The following is an 11,675-nucleotide window of genomic DNA, read 5'->3' as shown; positions in this document are numbered from 1 at the left end:
AGGGTTATTAAATTAAGAAATTATATATTATAACACCAATTTTTATTCTTTTGCTGTCACAAAACGGTAGTGAATTTAGTTATACAGATAGAGAGGAGGGAAGCTTGTGACTATATCAACTAAAACAGAGGAAACGTTACTAATAAAAGAGGTAGTTAAACAAGTTCAGGCAGGGGATACTCATGCCTACACGGAAATCATACGGTGCTTCCAAAAACAAATCTATCTTTACTGTTACTACCTATTAGGAAACAAAGAAGAAGCTGAAGATGCCTCACAGGATGTTTTTATAAAAGGTTTAGAGAATATTCGCCAATTCTCTTACTCAGTGTCATTTTCAGCGTGGCTCTATAAAATTGCTCATCATCATTGTATCGACCTACTGAAGAAGAAAAATAAGGGCTTTAGATTTTGGACAGGGTTTAAAAAGGAGCAAATGGTCGAGCAAGCATATGGATCCTATCATTACGAGGATTCGATTCATCAGTTATTAGAGAAATTAAATGTGGATGAAAAAAGAATTTTATTACTTCGATCTATTGAAGAGTATAGCTTTGATGAAATTGCCTCTATCATGGATTTGAAACCAGCTACTGTACGCAAAAAATATGAACGATTACGAAAAAAATTGTTGAAAGAAAAAAAGCAAGGGAGGGGATATTATGAGCGTTCGATCAAAACTGAAGGATGATGAATTGAACAAGCTAAAGAAGTACATCCGAGAAACGCCTGTAGAAATTGATTTAGTTGACCGTGTTATGTATAAATATGACCATGATTCTAAAAAATTGATTACCCATAAAAAGAAGCCTCATAATGTGTTGATAGTGAAGGCTATGGCTACCGTAATCGTATGCTTGCTACTAATCACGCCCTTCATTTCACCTACAATGGCAGCAACCATAAAACAAGTTCCTGTATTATCCTCTATTTTCAGTCTAGCTGGTGATCTTGGTCTGAAAACAGCTGATGAAAAGGGGCTTTCAACGAAACCTAATGCAAGTGTCAGTCACGATGGATTTACATTAAGTGTATCGGAGGTAGCGTATGATGGTACACGTGTCTCGATTGGGGTAGAGCGACCTCGAACAGCTAGTGAAACGGAGACATTAATGGAGCGCCTCGGCAATATTGAATTGTTTATTAATGGAACACCTATCGATGATTTTGCTCCTAGTGAGTCGAATCATATTGGGATCTTTCTACACCCAGGAAAAGATAAGGATTCTACAATAATTGAGTTTTCGGATAAGAGCAATCAGGGAGGACGACCTTTCCCGGAGCAATTCGATTTAACAGTATATGCAACTATTACAGGCATACAGGCTCCTTTAAAGATTGATATTCCTGTGAAAAATAAAATTGCAGACTATGTGACTTTACAGCCAAATGTAAATCGACATTATAATAATATTTATTTTACAGTTGAACAGGTCAAGATTACCCCTATTACAACCAATATAACGACGAGAACCATATTGACAGACAACTCCACTTTTATTGAGCCATGGTTAACAATGGGGATAGATATTTTTGATGAGCAAGGGCGTAAACTTGCACTAATTAGTGGGAATGGTTGGCATGAGACCAATGGAAGTGAAAAAATTATGGATCATCGCTTTACTCCTTTTGAATCTGTACCAGCATCCATAACGATCAAGCCTTATATCCATCTTTTTAAGGAGCATCCAAAAGGAAGCTTTCAAATGGATGAGAATAATGAACCGATCATCCAATATATTCCTGAACTAGAAGTGACACTATCAGTAAAGTAATAAAAACTTATAAGTGAGAAGCGCTTTTTTTGAATAAATGGAGTATATTGGTTATTTTGAAACTAGCTGGGTATGTATCCTCTCCTATATAATGAAGCTTTAATAAGAATAAATCGAGGAGGTGTGGAATGCTAATTAAATCCAATGAAGATTTGCTTATTTTACTAGATCATTTACTACGGGAGCCCCAACATTTTTGGAATAATTTTTATGATGATACATTTCGAAAGATTCCTTTCTTTGTTAATAAGCCTGATGAAAATCTAGTACACTATTGTGAAAAGGAAATGATTTTTCCGAGTAGAGTTTTGGAATTAGGTTGTGGTGCAGGGCGTAATGCTATCTATTTAGCTAAAAAGGGATGTTCAGTGGTTGGAGTGGATCTATCAGAAAATGCACTGGAATGGGCAAAAAAGAGAATATCTGAAGAAGATGTGCATGTAGAATTAGTATGTGCTAATATTTTTGATTTAGATTTTCAACAGGAAAGCTTTGATTTTATTTATGATTCGGGATGCTTTCATCATATAGCACCACATCGTCGTGTTAGTTATATAGAGATTATTAATAGGTTATTAAAGCAGGATGGATACTTTGCTCTATGTTCATTTGAGGAGAATGGTACATACGGTGGCTCAGCCCTGACAGATGAGGAAGTATATTTAACGTGCAGTTTAGAGGGCGGGCTTGGCTATACCAAAGGTCAACTACAGGAAATTTTTAATTTTTTGGATGAAATTGAAATACGTAAAATGGTACCGATGTCTACAGTAGATCCGCATTTTGGATTAGAAGGTTTTATAGTAGGGTTATTCCAAAAAAAATAATATTAGAAAGCCATTCTAAAAAAACTAGGGAATGGCTTCTTCTATTATCGTGAATTATTTAGTGAGCTCGACGACAGCATCATAAAAAATAGTTGTGGCAATAATGATGTCCTCATCGGAGCTATATTCTAAGGGATTGTGGCTAATGCCGTCTTTTGAGCGGACAAACAACATTCCGATTGGAGCGATTTCAGCCATATTCATGGCATCGTGTCCTGCACCACTTATAAGAGAATAGGGACGTATCCCTTGCTTTTCAATACTTATGGCAAGTTGTTGCTGTAGCTTCTCATCTGCTTTTGCAGGTTTAATGCGCTGTAATATTTTCGAAGCCAATGTAACATTTCTTCGGCCTGCAATTTGTTGTAGTTGCTGCAAAATCGTAGTCTCTAGTGATCTCACTTTTTGTTCGTCTATATCTCGTAGATCAATTGAGAAAGTAACTTTGCCTGGAATTACATTTGTTCCATTCGGGGACACAGTAAGCTTGCCGACCGTTGCAACGGCATCTGTAGTGTCATTTAATAGTCGTTCAATCGCTAAAATCATCTCGCTCGCCGCAGTTAGAGCATCCTGCCGAATGGGCATAGGTGTTGCACCAGCATGTTCACTGACGCCAGTGACAGTAATTTCTAACCATACAGGAGCTGCTATACCTGTTACAACACCGACAGGTAAACCTTCATTTTCTAGCACCTTGCCTTGCTCAATATGCATTTCTAAATAAGCTTTAATGTCATTTCGTTGAGCATTAACTAAAGGATATGGCGACAATTGGAATTCCTTCATAGCTTCTTCAATGGACATGCCAGCCTCATCTGTGTGCTGTAATTGTTCCTCCATTAAAAGCCCGGCCATCGCACTACTACCAAGTAGCCCAAAGCCAAATCTCGTTCCCTCTTCATCCTTAAAAGCGACAACTTGTATCTTTTTAGAGGGTAGTATTTGTTGCTCATACAACCTATTTACAACTTCAATAGCTGCCAATACCCCTAAGGCTCCATCGTATTTGCCGCCTTCTGGTACTGTATCAATGTGTGAGCCTAGCATAATGGTTTCATCGCCCTCACCATAAGTACCAATGAGATTTCCAACAGCGTCAACCGTTACTTTCATGCCAGCCTGTTCCATATAAATGGTCACTAGCTCAATAGCCTGTTTTTCTACTGGTGTAAAGGAGAAGCGATTAATCCCACCTGTCGCTTCATTGCAGCCGATTTGGCTTAAGTCTTGAAGATGTTGTAAGAGTCTACCTCCATTAATCATGACAATCACTCTTTCATCTGGAATTGGAAGTGGTACTGTCCTTCTCATAAAACAAATTGGTCATGAACCACCTCTAAATTATTATTGTACCCTTTGGCAATAGTGGGGTCGATTACTTTGCAACAAAAATGCCGTATGTACCCGTTGCCTCACCCGCTCATTGTTGACCTGATGGACAATCGATAATGTTGGTTGAACCTCGATTTCCTTATAAACAGTTGGAGCTTAAATAAATCATTACGATCCTTATCATAGTGTGCCACATTGTTAATATTGTGAACGATCCTCCTCACGTTTGATACGTATAATAATTTTGAAATAAGATAGAAAGAAGAACAACCACTACAATCGGAAATTACATAATGAGTGGACCTTTTGAGTTCACTCTCGTTATGCAAGAATGAAACAAGGGGGTCAGGGATTGTTTAATGATTTTAAGATGGTAGATGATCGACCTGTTTATGTGCAATTGAAGGATTATGTTCAAGACATGATTGTCAAAGGGCATCTGTTAGAACATCAAAAGCTTCCATCTACGCGTGAACTTAGTAAGCTATTAGCAGTCAGTAGAAATACAGTGCTGAATGCATATGCTGAGCTAGAGCAGGACGGCATCATTTATGCAGTGAAAGGAAAAGGGAACTTTGTAGGAAAGGTTACTACTTTGAAAACGTCCCCTACCAAACTTGACTGGAAAAATAGGCTGAATACAGCAACTTTATTAGCAGATGAAATCGATTTAGTACGACAAGATATTCAGTGGCAAAAAGGGATGATTTCCTTTACTAGTATTGCTCCGGAAGAAAAGCTTTTTGATGTTGAAAATTTCAAACGGGCTTTTCTTACACGTATGTCCCTTGAAGGCGATATTGTCTTGAATTATGGCTATGCAAAAGGGTACAAACCTTTAATTGATTACCTCCTTCGCTATATGGAAATGAAGGGTGTAGATATTTCTAATAAAGATATTTTAATTACTAACGGCTTTACGGAGGGACTCGATATTTTATTATCCTCAATAGCTAAAAAATCTGGGCGTGTTCTATGTGAAAATCCTACACATCACGCAGCATTGAAGCTTTTTCGTTTACATGGGCTAGAAATACATGGCGTTGATATGAGCGATGATGGCATTGACATGGGGCAGGTAGAACAAACATTAGCCAAAATGGATTTTGATTTTGCCTATCTCATCCCGTCCTATCATAATCCAACAGGAATTGTCACCTCCTCTGAGAAGAGGAATGCTATTTTTCAGCTTTTTTCCAACTATCAAATACCTATTGTAGAAGATGGCTTTAATGAGGAATTAAGGTATTCAAGCGCTCATTTGGCACCACTAATCGCATTTAGTGGTTCAGGTAATAATATTGTCTATATTGGTAGCTTTTCTAAAATCCTTTTCCCAGGCTTACGTGTTGGCTGGATTTTAGCAGATAAGGAGCTAATTGCTAGCCTAGAAAGCATGAAAAGAGCGCGGACAATTCATACATCGACACTGGATCAGGCAGTGTTATATCAATATTTACAGGATGGTTATTTTGAAAAATATTTAAAGAAAGCAAGATCTGTGTATAAGAAAAAGTATGAGCTTGCTCGTCAAGCCTGTATGCAGTATATTCCCTTTTGTAAAATCAGAGGGGATGGGGGACTGCATCTCTTTATTGAACTAGAAGAGGACATAGATGCTCGCAGTTTATTAGAAAAATGTTATGACGAAGGTGTGGTGTTCTATCCAGGAGATGTATTTTATACAAATGGTCTTGGTAAAAACACATTTCGCCTAGGGTTTTCCCGTTTATCAGAAGAAGATATTGTCCGAGGTATTCAAATTATTGGGGATACATTAAGAAATGATAGAAAGGGTTGAAAAGATGAAAGTTGGCGTAATTATGGGCGGTACCTCCTCTGAAAAGCAGGTTTCGATTATGACAGGGAAGGAAATGGTCGCTCATTTAAATAAACAAAAATACGATGTTGTTGAAATAGTATTGGAAGACCATCAAGAGGTAATAGAAAAAGTGCAAGGTATCGATGTAGCTTTATTAGCACTGCACGGTAAGTTTGGAGAGGATGGCACGATTCAGGGTGTATTAGAAACATTGGGTATTCCTTATACAGGAAGTGGTCTTCTAGCAAGTAGCTTATGCATGGATAAACATATGGCCAAGAAAATACTGCGCTATGAAGGAATCGCCACGCCAGATTGGATGCATCTCATAAAGGGGGAGGAACTGCCATTACAGGACATAGAGCTGATGGGTTATCCGCTGGTCGTTAAACCAAATGCTGGTGGCTCTAGTGTAGGTGTTCAAATTGTCCATGATCGAACGGCCTTATTGACGGCTGTTACAGAGGTATTGAAGTGGGATAAGGAAATCATTATTGAGCAGTACATGATTGGTGACGAAATTACATGCCCAATCCTCAATGATAAGCTATTGCCAGTCCTTTCAATCAAACATACGGCAGTATTTTTTGACTACCAGGCGAAATATGATGATGCTTCTACAATAGAGGAGCCTGTGGAACTCCCACTTGCGATTCATGACCGTGTGGCAAAGGCTGCGATGACCAGCTACAAGTCTTTAAAATGTAGTGTGTATGCTAGAGTAGATATGTTAATTAAGGAGGGTGTTCCTTATGTGTTGGAGGTTAATACACTACCTGGCATGACCCAAAATAGCCTGCTACCAAAAAGCGCCCTTGCTGCAGGAATTAGCTATTCTGCCCTATTGGATAGCATTATTGATAGCTCCTTACAGATTGATAATAGGTGAATAAAAAAACACCTTTTGTTTTCCTACAAAAGGTGTTTTACTATCTTAAGATTTGGCTAATTCAATAAAGCCCTCTCCAAAAACATCCCTTACATCATGAATGGCAATAAAGGCATCCTTGTCGACTTCTTTGACAATTTTTTTGAGCTTTACAACTTCTTGCTTACTAATGACGATATACAAAATTTCTTTTTGTTCCTTTGTATAATAGCCATGACCGGAAAGTACCGTAACCCCGCGGTTCATATAAGCAGTTACCTGTCCAGCAATGTCTTCTGGTTTTTTAGAGATGATTGTAACTGCTTTTTTAGGATTAACCCCTTCGATAACGAACTCCATCACCTTAGTACCAACATAAAGCATGATTATTGTTAACATTAATGCCTCGGCTCCGATGATAAAATAAGATGAAAAAGCAACGATTAAATCAAAGAATAAAAGTCCATAGCTAATACTCCAGCCAAGGTACTTGTTAGTGATTCTAGCTAAAATCGTAGAACCTGCAGTTGTACCACCGACTCTAATAATCAAACCAATACCGACCCCAGCAAATACTCCACCAAAAATCGTATTTACGATAATTTCATTTGAGGAAATCGACCAAGATTCTGTTAAATGTAAAAATAAAGAATGGAATGAGACCGCAATGATCGTATAAATAGTTGTTTGTCTATTTAGAAATTTATAGCCAACTAGTAGTAAAGCCGCATTCATAATAAAGCTGACAATACTCGGAGACCATCCGAAAAGATAATAAGCTATAATCGTTAAGCCCGTTACGCCACCTTCACCCAAATCATTTGGAATAACAAATAAGTTAACTGCTAGGGCAAAAAGCAGTGATCCAAGCATAATCATTAAAATATCTATTACGTATTTTTTCATTCACATAACACCACCATATCAAATTAGATTTTTTCTTAAATCCATACTATATCAGGTTTTCACCAAATGATATACTTTTTTTGTAATATTCATTTAGAATATATCGACCTTTTTTTGTATGTCTTTAGACTAGAAGACCTTGACTAATTAGAATAAATATTTATAATAGTCATAATACTTTTAAGGAGGATTATTAAAAAATGACATATTCAATGAGACTACGTCGCACCGTTTTGAGCCAATAACTGAATAGGGTCAAAAACTCTGTTTGTGAAGCCAGAGTATATGGGATAGTCTGTCCTTTTTTAATCATCTTCAATTGCATAAGAAAAAGAACAGCTCACGCCTTTATTTAAAGAGGCTTATTCTCTAATATATCCTAGTTACTTGGATCACAGGCAAATTGTCTGTGGTTTTTTGTTTTATCCAATAAGGAGGAAGAAATCATGCATATGCTATTATTCTTTTGATACGAGCTTTAACTAGAGGCTCGTATCGGTACCATAGCTATCGATACGAAATGAGTTAATTTCGGGAGGTAGTCATATGGAAAAAGTTTGCTTTGAATTAGACCACGTAATTGTCAATTATTTAGATAAAGAGATTTTAAACATTGAAAAATTAGCCATTCATCAATTCGATCGAATCGGTATCGTTGGGAAAAATGGCGCTGGAAAAAGTACATTAATGAAGTTACTTGCTAGTAAGATTCAGCCAACAAGTGGGATGGTAGATAGTCATGTACATTTTGGCTATTTTGAACAAATGGAAGCACCAACACTCGTAGAGGCAGAGGCACAGTTAGTAAGGAAACTAGCTATTCCAACAAATTTTGAAGGACTAAGTGGTGGGGAGCAGACGAGATTAAAGTTAGCTCAATTATTTTCTTTCTATGAGGAAGCACTGCTCATTGATGAGCCAACAACACATTTAGATCAAGAGGGTATTGCATTTCTAGTGGATGAATTGCGTTATTACTATGGTGCGCTCGTACTAATTAGCCATGACCGTGCGGTTCTGGATGAATTGGTCACAACAATTTGGGAGATTGATGGGGGCACAGTAAACATTTATTCCGGAAATTATAGTAATTATGCTTGGCAAAAACAGCTGGAGCAAGATCAACAACGTCAGGCGCATGACTTATACTTGAAAGAAAGAAGTCGTCTTGAAAAAGCTGCCTTAGATAAAATGAAAAAGGCTGAAAAAATTACCCAAGCAGGTAACATGTCAAAAAGAGAAGCTCATGCAAAGCCGAATCGCATGTTTATGACAAAGTCCAAAGGGACAAGTCAAAAAAACGTACAACGGGCAGCCAAGGCAATAGAGCAGCGAATAGAGAAGCTTCAGAAAGTGGATGCGGTGCAGATAGACAGAAATATAGTTTTCCGACAATCGAAGGCATTGGAACTACACAATAAATTTCCGATTATGGCAGATCAATTCACTTTACACGTTCCAGAAAAAACCCTATTGGATGTCGTAAGCTTTCAAATACCATTGGGTAAAAAAATTGCTCTGACAGGTAGTAATGGTTGTGGAAAAAGTACTTTACTACAACATATTGCAAACTATGGGGAGGGGTTAACCATTTCCCCTAAGGCCAAAATAGGGTATTTTCATCAAATGGACTACCAATTTAAAAGTGAGGAAACGGTCCTCCAATTTTTAAAAAATCGCTCTGATTACGATGAAGGCTTTTTACGAAGCGTTCTAGGTTCCATGCAGTTTGTAGGAACTGATATACAAAAAGGTGTGAACTCTTTAAGTGGTGGTGAAGCGGTACGCCTCCAGCTGTGTTATCTGTTTTTAGGAAGCTTTAATATACTGTTATTAGATGAGCCAACCAACTTCTTAGATATTCAAGCATTAGAGGCGCTAGAGCAATTTATAACGGCTTATGAGGGAACCATAATCTTCGTGACACATGATAAAAATTTTATTGAAAATGTAGCAAACATACAATTTACAATAAAAAATAATAAGATATTTTAACTGTAAAGATGCGATTCTACCATTAGGGGGAATCGCATTTTTTTATTAAAGTTTTAATAAAAGAGAGGGGAAAGGGAAAATTTGGCGAATGTGATAGATAGACACTATGAAAAGGAAGATGATCGATGTTGAATACAGATGTGACGACTAAATTAAAAATCAAGCAGCCAGCTCATAAAGTTTTTGAAGCTATTATTTCTCCTACTGAAATCGGACATTATTGGTTTTCTAGTAGCTCTGAAAGATGGGCAGAGGGAAAGAAGATTACATTGAGATACGAGGAGTATAGCGCAGAAGGAATTATCTCAGTACTTGAAATAGAGACTAACAAAAAAATTGTATTTTCTTGGGGAGAGGAGCATGGTGAAGTGACAATTGTTACTATGACTCTTGAGGAATATCAAGGTGAGACAATTATGGAGGTAGTGGAATCAGGACTGAACGCACATGATCCGGAAATTGTGACGAAAATGATGGGCCAAAAAGAAGGCTGGATTTATACATTAACCTGTCTCAAAGGATACTTAGAAAATGGCATAAATACTTTAAGAGCTTCATTAATTCATTAGAGTAGTATGATTAGATGACCTAATTTGAGGTGATTTTTTGGATAAACGAATTTTTTCAGTTAGTATCATTTTGATCGCTGTTATTTCGTTATTAAGTCCCGCAATTATTTCTAATTTAATGCTTCAACAAGGTACAATAATGGATATTCATTATTACATTCAATATATGGCTAATTTGTCGGGTGTTTATCTAAGTTTATTCTTTTTGGCTTCATTAGCATTTGTTTTATTTCTCAAGAAGAATCGATGACTAAATTCGTCAATGCTTGGATGAACACCCTTTTCTTACCTTCGGGGATGAAGAATGGGGGAGAAATGACATTACGGCTACAATTTGTTTTGAACCAATTTAGGAATTTTGTTTGCCTAATTATGGAAGTTGTGCCGACTGAAGCTATAAATAGAGCAATAGCGCTCCGATTAAATTCATTCATCTACAACATAAAGGGGGGATCGTTATGAAAAAGTGGGTTTGGCTAACTGGTGGCCTTTTAGTTTGTGCAGGGTTTGTCATAGGCATTGTATTTTGGAAGTTTCAAAAAGAGATTAAGAAGGATGACCCAGAATATATTGTTCAATTTATAAAGGAACATAGAGCTGATAAAAATGTTTCTGTAGCCATTCAACACAATCAGCAGTATTGGGTGGAACTAAACACCATGGAACAGCTACCATTAGCCAGTACGGTGAAAATCATCGTAGCGATCGCATATGCTCAACAAGCCGCAGATGGACATATCAATCCTCAGCAACAAATTCGCTTAAAGGAATTAGAGACATTTTATATCCCAAAAACAGATGGTGGCGCACATGAAGCGTGGCTAGCACAGTTAAACCTCCATGGCAAGGAAAGTGTGCCGCTAAGCGAGGTTGCAAAGGGAATGATTACTTATAGTTCTAATGCCAATACAGATTATTTAATGCATGTACTAGGGCTCCAAACTATTAATGAGGTTCTCACTCAACTGGATGTAAAGGGTCATGAACCCCTCTATCCAATCGCAAGTGCTCTCTACATCCCCATTCAATTGCGAGATGAAAAGAGTTTAACAAAAAAAGAAGCACTAGCGGCTTTAAACGATATGGGGATGGCTGAATATCGAGAGCGGGCATTGGCTATTCATGAGAATTGGCTAGAAAAACCTTTAACAAAAGAGGAGAAAGCTCAGGCCATAAAAATGCTCAATATGGATGTTCAGAGGGTATGGTCTGATCGTTTAATAAGGGCTTCTACTAGTGACTACATTTCTATTTTAGAAAAGTTGAATAGTAAAAATTACTTTACAGAAGATGTACATAAATACTTAGATCCTGTGATGGAACAATTGATGCAAAACCCTAGGAATCAAGAATGGCTTACACATGCAGGTCAAAAAGGAGGGTCAACAGCCTTCGTAATGACACTAGCCGCCTATGCGGAAGATAAGGAAGGGAATCAGACGGAGATAGCCTTTTTTGCTAACGACTTAAATACCATACAACAAATTAAATTATCTACTAGCATGAATAGTTTTCAATTGAAATTTCTTACAGACGAAAAATTTAGGACGCGTCTTCAAAGGGAATTATCTATGTAGT

The 11,675-nt window shown here is 37.4% G+C and carries 11 protein-coding genes; 9 read left to right on the top strand and 2 right to left on the bottom strand.

Features of this window, described 5'->3' with window-relative positions; all coding sequences use genetic code 11:
* Positions 1 to 106 precede the first annotated feature (106 nt).
* From AC07YC_RS14180 to AC07YC_RS14170, 3 genes are all read left to right on the top strand, one after another.
* Positions 107 to 691: an RNA polymerase sigma factor gene (locus AC07YC_RS14180; RefSeq protein ID WP_494919702.1), complete on the top strand. Its 585-nt coding sequence runs from the start codon at positions 107 to 109 to the stop codon at positions 689 to 691.
* Complete coding sequence (locus AC07YC_RS14175; protein WP_336635685.1) at positions 663 to 1,775, top strand: DUF4179 domain-containing protein; 1,113 nt, start codon at positions 663 to 665, stop codon at positions 1,773 to 1,775. The genes AC07YC_RS14180 and AC07YC_RS14175 overlap by 29 nt, the downstream gene beginning before the upstream one ends.
* Before the next feature lie 128 nt (positions 1,776 to 1,903).
* Positions 1,904 to 2,602, top strand: a complete 699-nt coding sequence (locus tag AC07YC_RS14170) for a class I SAM-dependent methyltransferase (protein ID WP_494919701.1) — start codon at positions 1,904 to 1,906, stop codon at positions 2,600 to 2,602.
* A 54-nt stretch (positions 2,603 to 2,656) separates the two neighbouring features.
* Here the strand turns inward: AC07YC_RS14170 and AC07YC_RS14165 are convergent, their stop codons facing one another.
* Positions 2,657 to 3,916, bottom strand: a complete 1,260-nt coding sequence (locus AC07YC_RS14165; RefSeq protein ID WP_494919700.1) for a Zn-dependent hydrolase — start codon at positions 3,914 to 3,916, stop codon at positions 2,657 to 2,659.
* Between the two features lie 352 nt (positions 3,917 to 4,268).
* Between AC07YC_RS14165 and pdxR the strand changes: the two genes are divergently transcribed.
* Positions 4,269 to 5,738 (top strand): MocR-like pyridoxine biosynthesis transcription factor PdxR, encoded by a 1,470-nt coding sequence (gene pdxR, locus AC07YC_RS14160; protein WP_494919699.1) that lies wholly within the window; start codon positions 4,269 to 4,271, stop codon positions 5,736 to 5,738.
* A 4-nt stretch (positions 5,739 to 5,742) separates the two neighbouring features.
* Positions 5,743 to 6,648, top strand: coding sequence for a D-alanine--D-alanine ligase (locus tag AC07YC_RS14155; RefSeq protein WP_336635681.1), 906 nt, complete (start codon positions 5,743 to 5,745; stop codon positions 6,646 to 6,648).
* 45 nt (positions 6,649 to 6,693) lie between these two features.
* On the opposite strand, the gene AC07YC_RS14150 is transcribed toward AC07YC_RS14155, so the two are convergent.
* Positions 6,694 to 7,533 (bottom strand): YitT family protein, encoded by an 840-nt coding sequence (locus AC07YC_RS14150; RefSeq protein WP_025113579.1) that lies wholly within the window; start codon positions 7,531 to 7,533, stop codon positions 6,694 to 6,696.
* A 546-nt stretch (positions 7,534 to 8,079) separates the two neighbouring features.
* Here AC07YC_RS14150 and AC07YC_RS14145 point away from each other — a divergent pair.
* From AC07YC_RS14145 to AC07YC_RS14130, 4 genes are all read left to right on the top strand, one after another.
* Positions 8,080 to 9,528 (top strand): Msr family ABC-F type ribosomal protection protein, encoded by a 1,449-nt coding sequence (locus AC07YC_RS14145; RefSeq protein ID WP_336635680.1) that lies wholly within the window; start codon positions 8,080 to 8,082, stop codon positions 9,526 to 9,528.
* Between the two features lie 125 nt (positions 9,529 to 9,653).
* The gene (locus tag AC07YC_RS14140; protein ID WP_336635679.1) at positions 9,654 to 10,097 is read left to right on the top strand and encodes an SRPBCC family protein; all 444 of its coding nucleotides are present in this window, start codon (positions 9,654 to 9,656) and stop codon (positions 10,095 to 10,097) included.
* Between the two features lie 37 nt (positions 10,098 to 10,134).
* A complete protein-coding gene (locus tag AC07YC_RS14135; protein WP_336635678.1) occupies positions 10,135 to 10,347 on the top strand; it encodes a hypothetical protein in 213 nt (70 codons plus the stop codon).
* 208 nt (positions 10,348 to 10,555) lie between these two features.
* Positions 10,556 to 11,674: a serine hydrolase gene (locus AC07YC_RS14130; RefSeq protein WP_336635677.1), complete on the top strand. Its 1,119-nt coding sequence runs from the start codon at positions 10,556 to 10,558 to the stop codon at positions 11,672 to 11,674.
* The last annotated feature ends 1 nt before the right edge of the window (position 11,675 follow it).

It is taken from the genome of Lysinibacillus sp. GW247-5R2A, assembly GCF_059424475.1.
The sequence above is the reverse complement of the archived record's forward strand: the minus strand, read 5'-3'. Positions and strand labels throughout refer to the sequence as shown.